Below are 17,654 nucleotides of genomic sequence, written 5' to 3'. Positions count from 1 at the left end.
CAGGGATCTCTTTATAAGAATCTTTTTGTTACCAGTATGCTGTCATTGCTGATAAAATTGGGGAACAGGTAATCCACCACATTATTCTTTTGTGTATTGGTCAGGTATCCAGTCAATAAAAATGTTTTTTCTTTTTTTAACAGTTGGTTTTGATAATACGCTACCGCATCTTTCCTGAACTGTGTGAACGGGATACCCGCATTTTTTTCAATAGCTTTATTAAAAAGGCTTTTCAACCGCACGGCATCATCCGTAACTTTTTTCCAGAAATCTGCACCATATTTTTCATACCCATAAGCCACCAGTATATAACCGATCGGGTAAAGATCCGGCACCATATCCTTCAATGAACCGCTGCGGTATTTGTTCCAGCGGTAGTTTTTACCTGCCGTCCATATTGCTTTAAATTCATTTAAAAAAGCAGGCATCCTGCCCCTGCCCTGTGCACTCACCAGTGTTTCCTGCCATACAGCATCCCCTTCAAAAAAATAATCGGGTAATAAAAGTCCGTTGGCAAACAACTGTCCTTCCTGGCCCAAGAAGAAAGAGAACAGCTTTGTAAATCCCTTATTAAAATTGCTGAACTGCTGCATGTGCCGGTTCTCATGCGTAATTAAATTATCATCCCAACGTACGCTGCCTGTTGTAAAATTATTCTGTCCCGGTGTCATGTACAGTTCGCTCATAATGGGCGCCATTCTTACATAAGCATTGGGTATAGTGGTTTGATTTTGTAATACAATATTCCATTTGCGTTGCGATCCGCCAATTGTTTTGGAAGTACTGCTGTCCATCAGCTGCACCACATTGGCTATACGGTTGGCCTGGCTGTCCAGTCCGGCGGGAAATATAACTCTTGCCTTAGGGGTGTTTACCTGTTTCCATTTGATAGAGGATGGATTGCCTCCAAAATTCTGGCTATGGGTCAATGCAGGTAATAAAAAAAAGAGAAATACAGCAGCAATAGGTTTTAAACGTATCATGCTTAAAAATACTAAAATTAACGACAACACCCTGTAGTACTTAAGCCTTAAAATAAAAACCCCGTTCTTATGCAGAACAGGGTTTTTATTTACTGTTTATTCAATTACATTTTAGGAAGTAATACGTGATCTATCACATGTATCACACCATTGCTTTGATTAACATCTTTAATGGTTACATAAGCCATATTGCCGCTTTCATCTTTGATAACGATTCTTCTTTCCTTTCATCATCACCCACAGTTTACCACCTGCAACAGTTTTCAGCTCCGCGGTACCGTTACCTTCTTTTATCAGTTTGGCCAGTTCTACCGAAGTTAATTTACCTGCAACCACATGATAGGTCAACACCCCTGTTAATTTTGCTTTGTTCTCTGGTTTTAATAAATTATCAACTGTACCTGCAGGCAAAGCATCAAATGCTTTATTAACCGGTGCAAATACAGTAAAGGGTCCTGCACTTTGTAAAGTACCTACCAAGTCTGCAGCTTTTACTGCGGCAACCAGTGTAGTGTGGTCTTTACTGTTCACAGCGTTTTCAACAATATTTTTGGAGGGATACATAGCAGCACCGCCCACCATTTTGGTTTGTTCCATTTGTGCAAATGATGCATTCACAAATAATAATGCTATTGCAGCAATGAAAATTTTTTTTACCTGTTTCATAAATGTCTTTTTAAGTTTTTTGATTGAAGTATTGTACAAACATCTACGGGGTATGAAAAAAGTCGGATTGGATTTTTATAAAATTATTTTTTAATAGTATCAATAAAACAGTGATCACATATTGATTCGATCAATACACAATACTTAAAAAAATAAATTGTAATGAAGAATAAATACGGGAAAATTAAATCACCTTACCAACACTTACCACTTCGGTTGGTGTGGCGTTGCCGCCTTTTTTCTCGAGCGAGATCGCAAAGGCATCTGCCTTGCCAAAAGATTTCATTTTTTGCATGCGGAATTTTTTCCCCTTATCATCGGTGATGATCAAACCACCATCAACGGGAACACCATTCACGATTGCCCAGAACTGGTATTGTTTATCGGAAGGTACATCCGGTAAGTTGCTGGCATCCACCCACACCTCTTTACTGTCCTGCATCCAGAATATTTTTGCATTGGTACCAGGCGCAGATCCTGTTTGCTTTAATGATACCGGCATGCTGTTGGTATCACGTAAAATTTTTACAATAGATTCGGCATCATTATTTTTCTCCTGTACGGAAGCCAGTTGCTCCTGTGTTGTTTTCAGCTGATCGCTGGCCGTATTGTATTTGTTATAATACAGCATATTCATGGCAGCGCTTCCAACCAATAATACAATAGATGCTGCTGCCACCCATTTCCAGTAACCGGCCACAGCCACCACTTTTGCAGGCGTTGGCGCAATACCACTGCCGCTGCTTGTTGCGGTATTGATGGAAGCAAATACTTTATCTTTTACACCCGCAGCAGGTTCCACAGCATTGGCCTGTGCGTATTGTTCCAGCGTTGATTGTATGGCATCCAGTTCCGCAGCTACTTCCGGGTATTCTTTCACCCAAAGCGCTACCTGCTCCCTTTCCTGGGGAGAGGCGAGGCCTGCAGCGTAAAGCTCCAGCACACCGGATGATATGATATCCTGCGGATCCATTTTTATTGTATCAGTTTTCTTAATTCCAAAATTGCCGTTCGCATACGGGTCTTCACCGTACCCAGCGGTATCCCCATTTCTTTCGATATCTCGTCCTGCGTATAACCGCTGAAATATGCCATATCTATAATACTTCTCTGCTCTGGTTTTAAATTACTTAATTGCTTTTTTAAGCCAATGGCATCAAATTTTTCGGTAGTGGCATTATTATCGGCGTAATTACTTACGGAATTTTCGTCTGCGGAGATTTTACTTTGTTTTTTATATCCTTTACTCCTCAATACATCAATAGTAAGGTTACGGGTAAGGTTCAGCATCCAGGTGAATAAACGCCCCTTTGCTGTATCGTAAGTGGCAAAATTGTTCCAGATCTTAACAAAGGCTTCCTGTAAAATGTCTTCTGCAAGTTCCTTGTCGTTCACCATGCGGTAAATAACACCATTGAGGGCGGCTGCATAATTATCGTACAGGTAAGAAAAAGCCTGCTGGTTGCGGCTCTGTAACTGGCTTACCAGTTCCTCTTCACTGTATTTGGTTATGGCGGACAAGTGTTTAAAAGCGGTATTTAATGCCGAAAGTATACTATTTTTTCAAAACTAAGTATCTTAACTTATAATTAAGGAAAGATGATACTGAAAACCATCCCTGTTTTACCAGCGCTTAACATCCAGGATACGATCATGTTCTATGAAAGTAAACTGGGCTTTAAAGCATTTGACCAGGGCGGTTACGTGGTCATGAAAAAAGATCATACAGAGTTACATTTTTTTCAATCCAGTAATAAACAACTTTGCGAGAACTCCTGTTGTTTTATAAAAGTATCCGATATTGAATGTTTTTATACCGAACTTTCCGCACTGGAGATCATTCACCTTAAAGGCAAGCTGGAAGATAAACCCCGTGGCATTAAAGAATTCAGTATAAGAGATAATAACGGGAATCTTTTAAGGTTTATACAGGAACCCGGTTTTTAAATATGACTACAATTAACACCAGGTCTATCAGGCCTTCCGACAATAAAGCACTCGCCATCATCATCCGCAAAGCACTGGAAGAATTCAATGCCAACAAACCCGGTACTGTTTATTTCGATCCCACTACGGATGAACTATCGGCTGTTTTTACCGATCCCAAAAGCAAATATTTTGTAGCAGAAGAAAATGGCGTGATATTGGGCGGCAGTGGCATTTATCCAACCGCCAATTTACCTGCCGATACCTGCGAACTGGTAAAACTATACCTGCATAAAGATGCCCGTGGCAAAGGCATTGGTAAATTATTGATGGAAAAATGTTTTGATGCCGCAAGAGCACTGGGATACAAAAAAATGTACCTGGAAACCTTGCCGGAATTGAACATTGCTGTACCGCTATACGAAAGATCGGGCTTTACTTACCTGCCCGCTCCCCTGGGCAACAGCGGCCACCATGGCTGCGATATCTGGATGATCAAAGATCTTTCACAATAAATTGTATGGAATATTGGTAGCGTTGCATCTATTCCGTTCAGCAATGAAAACTGTCATTTATTTATTCATCGCAGCATTTTTATTTTCCTGTCATCAAAAAAATGAACAGGTGAGGCCGGTTACTACAAGGGTATCTGCTGCTACTGTTTCCACTGTATTGAATTACGATTCCTGCAAAAATGTTATTGCACTCACCCGTAAACAAAATAAAGCGGGCTGGAATGCACTGCCCAAGCAACAAAAAGAAAAAATATTTACCGCTGCCGTGGTGCAAACCATCATCCCCAGCTGGATCGGTACCCCGTGGAGCTTTAACGGCACTTCCGAAACACCGCAGCAGGGCAGCATTGCCTGCGGTTATTTTGTAACCACCATTTTAAGGGATGCCGGGCTTAGCCTTGCAAGAATAAAACTGGCGCAATGTGCATCCGAGCAAATGATACTGGCATTAGTGCAGTCCAGATACGTGCAGCATTTCAGCAATGTGAATATGGACAGCTTCCTGCAGGCCATACAGCAACAAGGCTATGGATTATATATTGTAGGACTGGACAATCACACCGGGTTTATCTATAATGATGGCAGTACGGTATATTTTATCCACTCAACGTTTGTGGGTACACGAAATGTACAATACGAACCGGCAGCAGATAGTTATGTGCTGCGCCAGAGTAAATATAAAGTATTGGGTAAAATAAGCGCCGATGAAAAAGTATTGAACAGGTGGATCAATTAAACATCTTTAGTCTTTTACAACAACCAGCTCCACTTCGTATACTGCGCTGAATAAATATAATTTGCCGGTCTTTACTTCCAGGCATTTGTACCGCTTGCGCACCTTCTCTCCTTTTTTAAATATGCGGCCCCCTTTTATTTTAAAGAGCGCCCCCTCATGAAGGTCTTCCACCAACACCACGCCCGGCTTCTTTACATCATAATGATTAAGCACCCTTAATAACTTTTCATCCCCGCAACTGCTGGCAGCAGGATTTTGCAGGGTCTGCATCAATGCTTTTTCAATATCTGCAGGAAATACTTTTTTAAGCAGGAATTTAGCGAGTATCTTACTGAACTCATTCTTCCATTCTTTGCCATGGGCCATTACGCGGTGGCCAAACTGTTCGTACGTGAACAGGTGCGCCAGTTCGTGCAGCAATGTAATGAGGAAGGCATATTTATTAAGGTTACCGTTTACGCTTATACGATGCGTTTGTCCCGCATGCGCATGGCGGTAGTCGCCCAGTATGGTTTGCCGCTGGCGGGTAATGGTAAGGTGTACTTTATAATGCTGCAGGTAATACAGTACTTCTTCAAAACTGCCCTGCGGCAAATAATCCTGCAACTGCAGCAGCGGCGCTTCCTGTTTAGGCATTTTTCTGTTTGTTCAGCTTCAGCGCCATAGCCACTTCTACAGCCAGGTATAGAAAATACAATACAATGGAAATGTAAATAGCAGGCTTATTCACCGCTTTACCCAATCCCACCACATACCCGATAAACGCACCCAGCACCAGCAGCATCTTGATCATCATAGCGGCCATCATACTGCGTACAAAAACATTGGGATTTTTATTTTGCAATCCCCTGCGCTGTAGTAAAAAAGCAATGAAATTGGTAAGAAAAAAAAAGCGTGTTCGCTGCTATCAGCACATAACGGTCAATACCGTGTTTTTCAAAAAAAGAAACGCCTGTTAATAAAAAAGCATTTACAATAAGGAAGACCATCAGCAACGGCAATACCGTTTTGGGCGTGTTTTGCATTCAACTGTTTTTGGTTAAGGTTGCAAAGGTACTATCTAAAAAAGAAATGCCCCTGAACATATCCAGGAGCATTGTAATATTTTATACCGCCGTCAGCTATTCATTCACTACAGTGGCCCTTTCGGTAATGGTGATCAGTTCCACCACGTTGGCGCCCATATGGCATTTACCATTAAAGGAAGCAGTAGGTTCTATCTGCAGTTTGCCTGCATAGATATCTCCATCCACCACGGCCTGGCCATGCAGGTACAGCAGGTCGGCCACTTTTATCTTACCGGTCACCTTGCCTAAAATATCGGCCTGCTTACCGTCGATATCCCCTTCAATTACGCCCCCTGCACCCACCAGTATCTTGGCTTTGGATATAAGGTTGCCTTTTATAACGCCATCAATGCGAATATCACCATTGCTTTGCACATCACCTGTAATGGTGGTGCCTGCACCAATAATGCTGGTAGAGCTGGCGCTGGTATCGTCAAACGATGTTTTTGATTTTGAATTAAACATATTCTTTAGTTTTTGAGGTTGAAAATGGATATTTACTCATCACTGTTCTCCACCTTGGGCAAGTTAAGCTTGGTGGTATCCAGCTTTGGCACATTACCTTCCAGCACTTTTTGTAAATTATTAAAATACTGCTGTTTATACTGTATGTCCTTTTCCAGCGAATCTGTTCTCATCTTCAGGAACCGGTACTCTTTTATCTGCTTGGCGTTACCATAACCCACCCCCGGTAAATAATACTTCAGCGGGGTAAAAACGATCAGGGAAACGGTCAGTCCCACCAGTAAAACGAAAAGAGTACTTAAAGCGATATATACACTCAGGCGATTTAATTTGAACTTTACCACCTCCTCGTAAGTGTCTTCATTCATCACCACCAACCTGTAACGATTCCGCAAGCGTTTTAATGTGCTGTTGGCGTCAAATTTTGCCATATTTTTTTTATTGCAGGGGCTTAAAATTAAGTAAAGGAGGCTGAAAAAGCAATAACACCCCTAAAAAAGCGTAATTATACTTGGAGGCCTGGAATATATTTACGCAAATGCTGCCGGCAATGGCCTCCTAAAAAAAATGTAAAGTGGCATTTTACCCTCTTGTTTCTGAAGACATTTAATAAAAATAACCGATATTTAGGGCTGTTATTCTAACCTTTTGATTCATGCTGAAAAAAACTGTTTTTCTCACGTTTTTATTTGTTGTTATTAGTACCTGCTTTTTTAAAGCTGTAGCCCAGCCCACATGGACTTTAGACCCTTTTGGAAAAGAAAAGAAACCGGAAAAATACGAGGAACGTAAACTGGGTTCGGAAAAGACCGCGGATAAAAAATTTACCACTTCCAGGCATTTTATACAGAATACCATTACCCACTACAACTATTACTTTAATTCCAATAACAAAGTAAATGCCGTGGTGGAAAGGGCCAAGATGGGCACCAAAGACGACTACAGTAAACTGTTGCCTTTTTATCCTTATTCGTTAGATAATACTGCCAACCAAAAACAGGAGCTGGACTCCGTGATCTACAAATGCACGGCGGGCATTCTACTGCACGACCTGCGCAATGACTGGATCGATAATATGTACCTGCTCATCGGTAAAGCATATTACTACCGCAAGGATTTTGATTCGGCTGCATTGACCTTCCAGTTCATTAACTACAATTTATTTCCAAGAAAAAAGCATGAAGATGATAACCGTGTGGTGGGAACCAATGAATCTGCCACGGGCAATAACATCTCTATTGCCAATAAGGAAAAACTGAATATTTTACAGAAAATTGCTTCCCTGCCACCCAGCCGCAATGATGCGCTGATATGGCTCGCCCGCACTTTGATAGAACAGAATGAGTATGGTGAAAGCGCCGGCCTTATCAATACCCTGCAGAATGATGCCAACCTGCCCAAGCGATTACAGAACGACCTGGATGAAGTAAATGCCTACTGGTATTTTAAACAGGGCGGCTACGACAGTGCAGCCGTACACCTGGAAAAAGCATTGAGCAATGCAGATGACAAACAGGATAAATCCCGCCGCGAATTCTTACTGGCACAGCTATACGAAATGAACGGGCTTACGGATAAAGCGTCTGAGTATTACGGTAAAGCATCCAAACATACTTACGACCCGCTGATGGATATTTATGCAAGGCTGAATGATGCCAAAATGTTCAAGAGTGGTGATGACATGAAGGAGCTGAATAACAGTATCAGCACACTTTTGCACATGGCTAAAAAAGATAAGTATGAGGCCTACCGTGATATTGTTTATTATTCCGCCGGCCAGCTTTCGATGCAGAAACCGGACACGAATAACGCGATCATTTATTTCGACAAGAGCATCAAGTATAACCAGAATAATATCAGCTATAAGAACAAGGCTTACCTGCAATTAGGCGATATTGCATACAAACGTAAATTATACAAACTGGCTGCTGCTATGTACGATAGCCTGCAGCTGAGCGATACCACTTTCACCACCGATCTTGCCGGTGTGCAGGCAAGGCGTGCAGCGCTTACAAAGATCGTTGCTTATACTGCTGCCATTGAAAGAGAAGACAGCCTGCAGCGTATTGCAGCCATGACACCAGCTGACAGGGACCTCTTCATAAAAAAGATGGTTAAAACATTGCGCAAGGAAAACGGCTTAAAGGATGATGGCGCTTCCAGCGGCGGAGTATCGCAGATAGATACCAAGACCAATACGCCTGCTGACATCTTTGCCTCCAGCAATACCAAGGGCGAATGGTATTTTTATAACAGTTCGCTTAAATCCAAAGGCTATAATGAATTCAAGAACCGCTGGGGCAACCGCCTGAATGTAGATAACTGGCGCAGGAAATCGGCGCTGGACCTGGCTACTAAAAATGCGGCCAATAATATCACCAACATTCTTAACAATAACGCTACTAACGGTGCCGCACAACCGGCGGACATCACTTACGAATCTTTAATGGGTGATGTGCCGTTAACACCAGAAAAGATCGACAGCAGTAATCTTACCATTGCAGATAATCTTTTCAATCTTGCTAAATTGTATAAAGACGAACTGGAAGATCATGAAGAAGCTGTAAAGACCTACGAAGAATACCTGCGCCGTTTCCCGAACAATCTACGTGATGGTGAAGTGTATCTTGGATTATATTACAGCTATACCAAATTGGGCAATACCGAAAGAGCCAATTATTACAAGAACCTGCTGAACAGTAAATTTGCCAGCAGCAAATCGGCATTGATGCTGAGCAATCCTGCTGCTTTCAATCCTAATAGTAAAGATCCGCAGGCCACCAAGACCTATGAGAATATTTACAACCTTTTTATTGAAGGAAACTTTGATGAAGCTGTAAGCGAAAAGAAAAAAGCAGATGCCCAGTACGGCGTAAATTACTGGACCCCGCAATTGCTGTACATAGAAGCCCTGTACAACGTAAAGCAGCACAACGATAGCCTTGCTATTGTTGGCCTGAATAATATTATCACTAACAATCCTGCTTCTCCGCTGAAAGATAAAGCGGCCACCATGATCGATGTGCTGAAGAGAAGAAAAGAAATTGAATCATACCTTACCAACCTGCAGGTTACCCGCATGGAAGATGATAAGGTGTTGATGCAGGATGAAAAGCCCGCCCCGAAGCCACAGGCACCGGTTGTAAAAGCCCCTCCTGCCGTGATACAGCAACCGGCTGTAAAAGCACCGGTTATTAAAGACACGGTTCCAAAAGCTGCACCACTGCTAACGAATGGTTCATTTGTAATAAAACCCGATTCGCCGCATTATGTGATTATGATACTGGATAAGGTGGATGGAGTGTTCATCAATGAAGCGAAGAATGCATTCGGCCGGTATAACCAAACAAATTATTATGGTCAAACTATTAATATAGCCAGGGATGCTATTGACGGTGAGCGCAGCTTGCTGCTGATATCGCCTTTTGCGGATGGCGCCGCTGCCCTGGAATATTACAATAAGATAAAAAGGGATGCACCCAGGGAAGTTTCCTGGCTGCCGGCCGCTAAATATTCATTTGTGATCATTACGGCCGAAAACCTGCAGGTATTAAAGACCAATAAAGATATTGCAGGCTATAAGGCCCTGTTAAATAAACAATATCCCGGCAAGTTTTAACAGGTGGCAGGGCCAATAATTAACCGCTGCAAGTATATTTGTACTCAGCATTACAACCATAACCATAACACACCCCCTTCATGAAGCGCTCTATTAAAATTTTCTGGCGGCTTTTCCTTTGCGGATTTGCTCTTGTGATCATTATGCTGCTATGTGCAAATTTCGGCCTGTTTGGAAAAATGCCTTCTATTGCAGAACTGGAAAATCCGGAAGCCGATCTTGCCAGCGAGATCTACTCCAGCGATGGTGTGCTGATGGGAAAATATTATGCAGAGAACCGCAGCGAAGTAAAATACAGCGAGATATCCCCCAACGTTATCAATGCTTTGATCGCTACTGAAGATGAAAGGTTTTACGACCATTCCGGTATTGATGCACAGGCATTGGGCAGGGTGGTATTTACACTGGGTACACAAGGCGGTGGCAGTACCATTACGCAGCAGGTGGCAAAGATGATGCTCGGCCAGGGTAAGGGTAATATTATCAGGCGAAGTATCGATAAGATGAAAGAATGGATAGTAGCTGTTAAACTGGAACGCAATTTTACCAAAGAAGAAATAATTACACTGTACCTGAACCGTGCTCCCTGGGGCAATGTATTCGGCATACGCAATGCATCACGGATGTATTTCCAGAAAGAACCTAAAGATCTGAAAATAGAAGAAGCAGCTGTATTGGTAGGTATGCTGAAGGGTTTTATCTACAATCCCATCACCAAACCAAAAGCGGCGCTCGACAGGAGGAATACAGTTATCAACCAGATGGTGGTGTGCAAACAACATTTTCTTACCGAAGAAGCGGCTGCAAAACTGAAGGCAAAACCGTTGATCACCAATTATAAAAAAATTGACGAGAACATTGGTATTGCCCCCTACTTCCGCGATGTTTTAAAAGATAAACTGAAAGCATGGTGTGCAGATCATAAAAATCCTAAGACGGGTGAGCCTTATGATCTTTTAAGGGACGGGCTTAAGATCTATACCACCATCAACAGTAAAATGCAGCAGTATGCAGAAGAAGCCGTGGTGGAGCACATGCCGCAGATACAGAAAAAACTGGATTATATCATGAAGAACAATGCCGACAGGATGTGGAAGGGACACGAGACCACAATAGAGTCGGCCATGAAATATTCTGAAAGATGGAAGAATCTTAAAGACGATGAAATGAAGGAAGAGGATATTAAAAAGACCTTTTTCGTTCCTGTAAAAATGAAGGTATTTGCCTGGAATGCCAAGCGGGAAAAAGATACGATCATGACGCCGTATGATTCCATTAAATACCACAAGCAGTTACTGCAAACCTCTTTTGCGGCAATGGACCCAAGGACGGGCGAGGTAAAATGCTGGGTAGGTGGTATCGATTATAAATGGTTCAAATTCGATCATATCACCACCAAGCGCCAGGTTGGTTCTACTATCAAGCCATTAATTTATTCTTTAGGCGTGCAGGATGCTGGTTATACTTTACAGACAGAGATACCGGGCGGCGCTGTAAAATATGGCAACGAAATGAGGACCTTTAAAGGCGGCGGCGGTACGCTTGCCAACTGTCTTGCATTTTCCAAAAACACAGCGGCGGTGAGAATTGCCAACCTGGTGGGTGTAAAAAGGATCATTGAATTTGCAAAAAGCTGCGGTGTAAAAGCAGAACTGAATCCTTACATTTCACTGGCATTGGGTGCAACAGAAATTCCAATGCTGGAAATGCTGCGGGCATACACCATGTTCCCCAACAAGAGTTTTAATACTGAACCGATACTGGTTACCCGCATTGAAGATAAAAGCGGTAATGTGCTGCAGGAATTTGTACCGGAAAGCAAACAGGTAATGAGCGAAAGCTCTGCTTACACGATGGTACAGCTGATGCAGGGCGTTATAAAATTTGGTACAGCGGCCAGGTTGAACAGTTATAATATCCCTGTTGAAAAAGCAGGCAAAACCGGTACGACCGATGACAACGCCGATGGATGGTTCATTGGTTATACGCCTGAATTACTGGCCGGTACCTGGGTGGGTTGCGAAGATCCTTTCATAAGGATATACTCCGGTACATCGGGTGGTAATGAAATGGCAGCGCCTAAATGGGGTATTTTTATGAGCAAGGTATATGCAGATAAAAAACTGGGTTATGGCAAGATAAAAGAATTTGAAAAACCTGCTGTAATGGGTAATGTGGAATTATCTGCCGATGCAGAAAAAAATCTTTTCAACGCAGGTGACAGCGTAATTGATGCTGACAGTAAAGATCCGAATGATTTTTTTGAACCGGCGCAACAACAGGAAGCTATTCCCATTGAAAGCGAAATAAAAAAACCTGCTGCTGATACCAATTCAAAAACAAAAAATAAACCAGTGGAAAAACAGGATCCCAAAGCGCCCCAACAATCAACCCCGCTGGTAAGGCCCCTGACTGATAAAGAAAAGACTACGATCAAGAAAGAGAAAGAAAAAAATGATTATTAACAATCGCCTTTAAAAGGTGAAAGAACAACAAAAAAAATTACTCAGCCAGCGGCACCCTGCACTCTATTTTATTTCGGTTTGGACCAAACGCCTTAAACGGCAATGGCAGTGGTATACTGACAGTAAAAGCTATGCTTCATTCAGAACGAATGAACCACTCCCCTTCAGGATAAAAAAACACCAGTCGGTTTTATTGAAAAAACTGGGCGACAATAATGCGCAACTGCAGATCAATAAAGTGACCAATCTTAAAATTGCAGCGGCAAACATCAATGGTATCATTATACAACCCGGCCAAACTTTTTCGTTTTGTAAACTGGTAGGCAGGCCTACTAAACGTAAGGGCTACCTGCCCGGTATGGAATTATCGTTTGGCGAAGCAAGGGCCGGCATTGGTGGCGGCATCTGCCAGATATCGAACCTTATTCACTGGCTGGTGATACATAGTCCTTTAACAGTAACAGAACGATATCATCACTCTTTCGATCCTTTTCCCGATGATGGACGTGTATTACCTTTTGGAAGCGGTGCAACGGTGTTTTATAACTACAGGGATTTTCAATTCACTAATAATACGCAGCATACTTTCCAGGTCAATCTCTGGTTCAGCGAAAAATGCCTGGAAGGAGAATTAAGGATCAATGAAGAACTGGATTATGCCTATCATGTAGAAGAAAAGGAACATGCTTTTCTTAAAATAGAAAATGTGTTTTACAGGAAGAATGAAATATGGCGGCACAAGATCCTCAAATTTCAAAGCGGTAAAATTGTAAGTACCGAACTGATCACAAAGAATTTTGCAAGGGTAACCTACACTCCTCCCGGATTTACTGAAGCAGAAAAATAACATTTACTTCTTCCACACTGCTTTTATGATCCTGAAGATGAGCATGGATAAGATAGCGCCTGCAAAAGCAATACCCATATCTTTTTGTGCATCCCATATATCGCCCTGGCTGCCTAAATATGCCGCGCCTTCTTCTGGATAAAATACATCGGCCACCAGCCATTCTATCAGTTCGTAGGCGGCGCTGAAAGACATGGTGATCTCCACCGGCAGCACCCAGCAAACCCAGTCGGGCCAATGCATGTAATTCTTAAAATAATCCCGCATGGGATAGGCCAGCATAAAGCCAAAACTGAAATGCACGATACGATCGTAATAATTGCGGTTCAAATGCAAAGCATCCTTCAGCCAGTAGCCGAAAGGGTTTTCGGCATAAGTATATTCAGCGCCATAAATATGCAGCAGTATGTATACAAAGAACAGCGTGTAACTGAGGTCACTGAATTTAAATTTTTTATAGCTGATAAGGATACCCGAAATAAAGATAGTGGTAAGCACATTTTCGGTGAACCAGTTTTGCCGGTTAGGTGTATTGATAAAGGTGCCGAGCCAGCAGGCAAAAAATACCAGCAGGTAGATCTTAAGCAGGTGGTTCTGTTTAAAACTCTTTCGTTCGGCACTTACAGCGGTAGAAAAGGACATAGGTTGATTTTACAGGGTTTAAAAAAAAGCAGGGTTTGAAATGAATCGAACCCTGCTTTAAGTATTTTAAAAAACCGATTGATTAATAGTTCCTCGCTTTCATTTCCACCCTGCGGTTCTTTGCACGGCCGGCAGCAGTTTTGTTATCTGCAACTGGCATATCCTGTCCATGGCCCGCTGCAAATAATTTGCTGGCATCCACACCTTTGCTAACCAGGTATGCTTTTACAGCATTCGCCCTGTTTTCGCTCAAGGTCTGGTTCTTATCAGGTTTACCCTGGCTGTCGGTATGACCGTCGATGTCCAGTTTTAAAGTAGCGTCATCGCCCAGTATCTTCACAACATCGTTCAAAGATTTGAAAGATTTAGGTAACAATTTAGCGCTGCCTGTTGCAAAGAAGATGTTCTTAGCCGCATAGTTGATCTTATCGATAACTGCCTGAGCAATTACAGGGCAGCCATAGTTGCTGGCAGGACCTGCTTCGTTAGGGCATTTATCTTCTTCATCATTTACACCGTCTTTATCCTTATCAGGAATCGGGCATCCCTGGTAACGTGCAAAACCTTTTTCTTTCGGACATTTATCCAGTTCATCGTTGATACCGTCGCCATCTGTATCAGGAATAGGGCAACCATTGTATTTTGCCAAACCTGCTACATCAGGACATTTATCTTCTGCATCAGCAATGCCGTCGCCATCCCTGTCGGGGCAGCCTTGTAATGAGGCCAGGCCTTTTACATCCGGGCATTTGTCATCCACATCCAGTACGCCATCACCATCCCTGTCTTTTGGCGCTTCCACAACTGGTGGCGGAGGCGGTGGAGGGATCACCACTTCTTTCTTTTTACCGATATTGCCGGCAATGCCAAAGCTGTGGTATAAATGATACGCACCGTTCTCTGTAATAGGAATACGGTATTGAGAATTGATCAATAAGAATGCTTCGTCAAAAAGATTTACCTGCAAACCGATACCAACAGGGATCAGGGCGCCATAGTAGCCTTTGTATTTTGAGATACCCACACCACCGGTAAGATAAGGGCTTACCCAGTATTTATCGCTCAGCAGTTTAAGGTTGGCAGTTGCAACACCTTCCAGCAAAAGATGGGTATTACCATCCGATACTTTGCCTGGAACAGGATAATCGAGGAAAGAGCTGGAAATACCCGCTTCAAAATCGATATTGTTGGTCAAACCCTGGATATAGTTGATACCGATACCTGCCGCCATATCTTTTGTATGCTTCCACTGTTTGCTTGTAACTACATTAGAAATACCCGAGGTACGCAATAAGCTGGCCGTTTTAAAATCATTCAAAATAAAATTAATACCCAGTGCCGGACGCTTCTTGTAATCATTCTGACCAAAGCTGCTGAAAAGCAGTCCTGTGGCTAAGAATGACAATAAAATTTTCTTCATATTTATTAGTTTACTTAATTCTGGCAAAAATACCTTCTTAGGCGCAAAACGTAAAATAATTTACACACATAATTGAAACGAATCATTTCAGAAACAAACCTTTATAAAGCCTCAAAAGGCCATTTTAAAGGCCTGCAGGCGGCTTTTTACCCAAAACCTCCACTTTTACCCTTGTAAGGCCCGATGATACATATCCCAGCTTAACGGCTGCCGCCTTGGTAAGGTCGATAATACGCTTCATACGTGGGTGCAGGCGGTCGTTGGTCTTAACGATCACGGTACGGCCATTGCGCTGGTTGGTCACCCTTATCCAGGTGCCCAGCGGCAGTATATTACAGGCACAGGTAAGCTTATTCTGGCTGAATATCTCACCCGAAGCTGTTTTTTTGCCATTGAATTTACTGGAATAAAAGCTGGCCATGCCGTAAAGCACCCTTTTGGGCTTGGCGCTGGCCTTTTTTGCCGCCGTATCCACCTGTGCGGCTGCAGTAACGGTAAAAAACAGTGCTGCTGCGGCCAAAAAGGCTGTTTGAAGATGGTTTTTCTTAAAAATTGGTCTCATGCAAGCTATTAATTATGGTTAGGAAAGGTTGAATCCAGGCTTATTTGTCTGCAAAATATTTTTCCCTTGCCACTTTATCCTCGCCGTAAATATCGTCGTAAAACTTGATCTTTCCATCTTTTCCCTCGCAACTGAAGTAGCGGATATAGATCGGTATCCTGTTCTTTACATCAATGCGGTGCTTTTCTTTATGCGCTATCCAGTTTTTGATAGAATCGGTATTATACTTCAGTTCACTGGTATTCTTTGCATTCATACTGTCGTTACGGGCCACATAATAAGCCAGTTGCTCCCAGTCCTGCACCCTTACACAACCATGGCTCAGCGCACGGGCGCTATTCTTAAAAAGATAACGCTGATTCGTATCATGCAAGTATACCGCGTAAGGGTTATTAAAGTTGAATTTAAAGATACCCAGGGCATTATTATCACCACTGTTCTGCATCACTTTAAAAGGTATGCCCTTGGAATATTTGCTCCAGTTCACACTGGAACCATCCACTGTTTCACCCTTACCGTTCACCAGCTTCAGCCCCAATTTGGATAGATATCCCGGGTTGTTCTTTAACCTGGGCAAATATTGCTTGGCAATAATGCTGGTGGGTACCGTCCAGGTGGGATAAGTGACCATATCTGTGATCTCGCTGTTCAGTAACGGTGTCCTGGTATCCGGTTTGCCGCAGATCACTTTCGATTCCAGTGCGATCGTATCATGATCCACCACCCACAAATAATAACCGGGCAGGTTTACCCAGATATATTTTTCAGGCATCTGGTCTGGCAATTGTTTATAACGGTCAAGCGTGATCGCAATTCTTTTAAACCGTTCTTCATCACTCGTGTTCATGATCCTTACGGTTGCAGCGCCGATCTTACCATCGGGCTTAATGCCTTTCTGCTTCTGGTATTTAGAGATGGCCGCACTCAATTGTGTGGAGTCGGGTAATTTAGCAGATAATTCTATATCACCACTTTCACTCAATCGTTTCTGCAATGTTTTAATAAAGAAAAGAGAATCTTTTGTATCGCCTTTTTTATAGGGATAAGTTACATACGTGTAAGTCTTGGTATCCATACTGTCTAAAAAACGGCGGATACCTTTTTTAAGTTCCCAATAACCTTTGTTGGCGGGCTGTAATGAATTCAGCAGTGAAGAGAATTGTTTTTTAGCCACCAGCTCATTTAAATTCTTAACAAAAAAATTACCTGCCCCCAGTGAGTCTTTATTGAGTGTAATGCTATCGGGTTGCAGGCGCCCGTGTTTAAGATCTTTTATAATGCGCATGAATGCGTCGGTGAACAACAGGTCGGCCTTTGTCCATAAAGCGGCATCCATACGTTTCAATGAATCCGTATCCAGTGTGTGTTTAAGTGATCCAAGGTTTTTAAAATGATAATCCTTCGGAAATAATCCTTCTTCCTGCGCATTGCTGATAAAATGAAAAAGACTGTCGGCAAGTGGTTGCCAGCTTTCCTTACTGCTCCATACCGGTTGATAAGAAGCCGCGGTATAAAAATCATTCACGATCGAAGCAAGGTTCAGCTTGATGCTGTCGTTGATCTTTCCATTATTTTTAAGGGCGAATTCGAGCGTTTGCTGTATGCTTTCACTCATTTTATTATCCATTTCTGCGGGACTGTCTACGATCTCTTTCTCCTTTGGTGCATTGGAATTATTGCAGGAAAGAATGAAAAGACATAAAATGACGATCGTAATTTGCAAGTAAGGGTTCCTGGTGTG

The 17,654-nt window shown here is 42.5% G+C and carries 20 protein-coding genes; 6 read left to right on the top strand and 14 right to left on the bottom strand.

Features of this window, described 5'->3' with window-relative positions; genetic code table 11:
- Positions 1-11: 11 nt before the first annotated feature.
- The 5 genes from QM738_RS24930 to QM738_RS24910 all read right to left on the bottom strand — a co-directional run bounded on the left by QM738_RS24930 (position 12) and on the right by QM738_RS24910 (position 3,170).
- On the bottom strand, positions 12-983 hold the full coding sequence (locus QM738_RS24930; RefSeq protein ID WP_462279497.1) for a hypothetical protein: 972 nt from the start codon (positions 981-983) through the stop codon (positions 12-14).
- A gap of 104 nt (positions 984-1,087) precedes the next feature.
- On the bottom strand, positions 1,088-1,171 hold the full coding sequence (locus QM738_RS24925; protein ID WP_462279603.1) for a fasciclin domain-containing protein: 84 nt from the start codon (positions 1,169-1,171) through the stop codon (positions 1,088-1,090).
- Positions 1,172-1,181: 10 nt separating this feature from the next.
- Positions 1,182-1,649 carry a fasciclin domain-containing protein gene (locus QM738_RS24920; RefSeq protein WP_462279496.1) on the bottom strand — a complete coding sequence of 156 codons (468 nt, stop codon included), beginning with the start codon at positions 1,647-1,649 and terminating at the stop codon, positions 1,182-1,184.
- A 184-nt stretch (positions 1,650-1,833) separates the two neighbouring features.
- Positions 1,834-2,622, bottom strand: a complete 789-nt coding sequence (locus QM738_RS24915) for an anti-sigma factor (RefSeq protein WP_462279495.1) — start codon at positions 2,620-2,622, stop codon at positions 1,834-1,836.
- A gap of 2 nt (positions 2,623-2,624) precedes the next feature.
- Positions 2,625-3,170 (bottom strand): RNA polymerase sigma factor, encoded by a 546-nt coding sequence (locus tag QM738_RS24910; protein WP_462279494.1) that lies wholly within the window; start codon positions 3,168-3,170, stop codon positions 2,625-2,627.
- A gap of 78 nt (positions 3,171-3,248) precedes the next feature.
- Here QM738_RS24910 and QM738_RS24905 point away from each other — a divergent pair, with 78 nt between their 5' ends.
- The 3 genes from QM738_RS24905 to QM738_RS24895 are packed head-to-tail and all read left to right on the top strand — an operon-like array spanning position 3,249 to position 4,826.
- The gene (locus QM738_RS24905) at positions 3,249-3,596 is read left to right on the top strand and encodes a VOC family protein (RefSeq protein ID WP_462279493.1); all 348 of its coding nucleotides are present in this window, start codon (positions 3,249-3,251) and stop codon (positions 3,594-3,596) included.
- Positions 3,597-3,598: 2 nt separating this feature from the next.
- Positions 3,599-4,090 (top strand): GNAT family N-acetyltransferase, encoded by a 492-nt coding sequence (locus QM738_RS24900; protein ID WP_462279492.1) that lies wholly within the window; start codon positions 3,599-3,601, stop codon positions 4,088-4,090.
- Between the two features lie 43 nt (positions 4,091-4,133).
- On the top strand, positions 4,134-4,826 hold the full coding sequence (locus QM738_RS24895; protein WP_462279491.1) for a hypothetical protein: 693 nt from the start codon (positions 4,134-4,136) through the stop codon (positions 4,824-4,826).
- A gap of 6 nt (positions 4,827-4,832) precedes the next feature.
- Here the strand turns inward: QM738_RS24895 and QM738_RS24890 are convergent, their stop codons facing one another.
- From QM738_RS24890 to QM738_RS24870, 5 genes are all read right to left on the bottom strand, one after another.
- Positions 4,833-5,462 carry a SprT-like domain-containing protein gene (locus QM738_RS24890; RefSeq protein ID WP_462279490.1) on the bottom strand — a complete coding sequence of 210 codons (630 nt, stop codon included), beginning with the start codon at positions 5,460-5,462 and terminating at the stop codon, positions 4,833-4,835.
- A complete protein-coding gene (locus QM738_RS24885) occupies positions 5,455-5,670 on the bottom strand; it encodes a hypothetical protein (protein ID WP_462279489.1) in 216 nt (71 codons plus the stop codon). Before QM738_RS24885 ends, QM738_RS24890 begins: the two co-directional genes overlap by 8 nt.
- The gene (locus QM738_RS24880) at positions 5,660-5,851 is read right to left on the bottom strand and encodes a hypothetical protein (RefSeq protein WP_462279488.1); all 192 of its coding nucleotides are present in this window, start codon (positions 5,849-5,851) and stop codon (positions 5,660-5,662) included. The genes QM738_RS24885 and QM738_RS24880 overlap by 11 nt, the downstream gene beginning before the upstream one ends.
- A 96-nt stretch (positions 5,852-5,947) precedes the next feature.
- Positions 5,948-6,358: a bactofilin family protein gene (locus tag QM738_RS24875; protein WP_462279487.1), complete on the bottom strand. Its 411-nt coding sequence runs from the start codon at positions 6,356-6,358 to the stop codon at positions 5,948-5,950.
- Between the two features lie 32 nt (positions 6,359-6,390).
- Positions 6,391-6,789 (bottom strand): hypothetical protein, encoded by a 399-nt coding sequence (locus tag QM738_RS24870; protein ID WP_462279486.1) that lies wholly within the window; start codon positions 6,787-6,789, stop codon positions 6,391-6,393.
- Positions 6,790-7,013: 224 nt separating this feature from the next.
- Between QM738_RS24870 and porW the strand changes: the two genes are divergently transcribed.
- The 3 genes from porW to QM738_RS24855 all read left to right on the top strand — a co-directional run bounded on the left by porW (position 7,014) and on the right by QM738_RS24855 (position 13,289).
- Positions 7,014-9,977 (top strand): type IX secretion system periplasmic lipoprotein PorW/SprE, encoded by a 2,964-nt coding sequence (gene porW / locus QM738_RS24865; RefSeq protein ID WP_462279485.1) that lies wholly within the window; start codon positions 7,014-7,016, stop codon positions 9,975-9,977.
- A gap of 80 nt (positions 9,978-10,057) precedes the next feature.
- Positions 10,058-12,442, top strand: a complete 2,385-nt coding sequence (locus QM738_RS24860; RefSeq protein ID WP_462279484.1) for a transglycosylase domain-containing protein — start codon at positions 10,058-10,060, stop codon at positions 12,440-12,442.
- A gap of 16 nt (positions 12,443-12,458) precedes the next feature.
- Positions 12,459-13,289: a VanW family protein gene (locus QM738_RS24855; RefSeq protein WP_462279483.1), complete on the top strand. Its 831-nt coding sequence runs from the start codon at positions 12,459-12,461 to the stop codon at positions 13,287-13,289.
- Between the two features lie 3 nt (positions 13,290-13,292).
- Here the strand turns inward: QM738_RS24855 and QM738_RS24850 are convergent, their stop codons facing one another.
- The 4 genes from QM738_RS24850 to QM738_RS24835 form a co-directional block, all read right to left on the bottom strand.
- Complete coding sequence (locus QM738_RS24850) at positions 13,293-13,931, bottom strand: DUF2238 domain-containing protein (RefSeq protein ID WP_462279482.1); 639 nt, start codon at positions 13,929-13,931, stop codon at positions 13,293-13,295.
- 82 nt (positions 13,932-14,013) lie between these two features.
- The gene (locus QM738_RS24845) at positions 14,014-15,351 is read right to left on the bottom strand and encodes an OmpA family protein (protein ID WP_462279481.1); all 1,338 of its coding nucleotides are present in this window, start codon (positions 15,349-15,351) and stop codon (positions 14,014-14,016) included.
- A gap of 124 nt (positions 15,352-15,475) precedes the next feature.
- Positions 15,476-15,913 (bottom strand): septal ring lytic transglycosylase RlpA family protein, encoded by a 438-nt coding sequence (locus tag QM738_RS24840; protein WP_462279480.1) that lies wholly within the window; start codon positions 15,911-15,913, stop codon positions 15,476-15,478.
- 40 nt (positions 15,914-15,953) lie between these two features.
- On the bottom strand, positions 15,954-17,636 hold the full coding sequence (locus QM738_RS24835) for a L,D-transpeptidase family protein (RefSeq protein ID WP_462279479.1): 1,683 nt from the start codon (positions 17,634-17,636) through the stop codon (positions 15,954-15,956).
- Positions 17,637-17,654 lie beyond the last annotated feature (18 nt).

The organism is Ferruginibacter sp. (assembly GCF_049840995.1).
In the GTDB taxonomy this organism is placed as follows: Bacteria; Bacteroidota; Bacteroidia; order Chitinophagales; family Chitinophagaceae; genus Ferruginibacter.
Note: the sequence above shows the minus strand (reverse complement) of the source record. Positions and strands in the feature narration are given on the sequence as shown.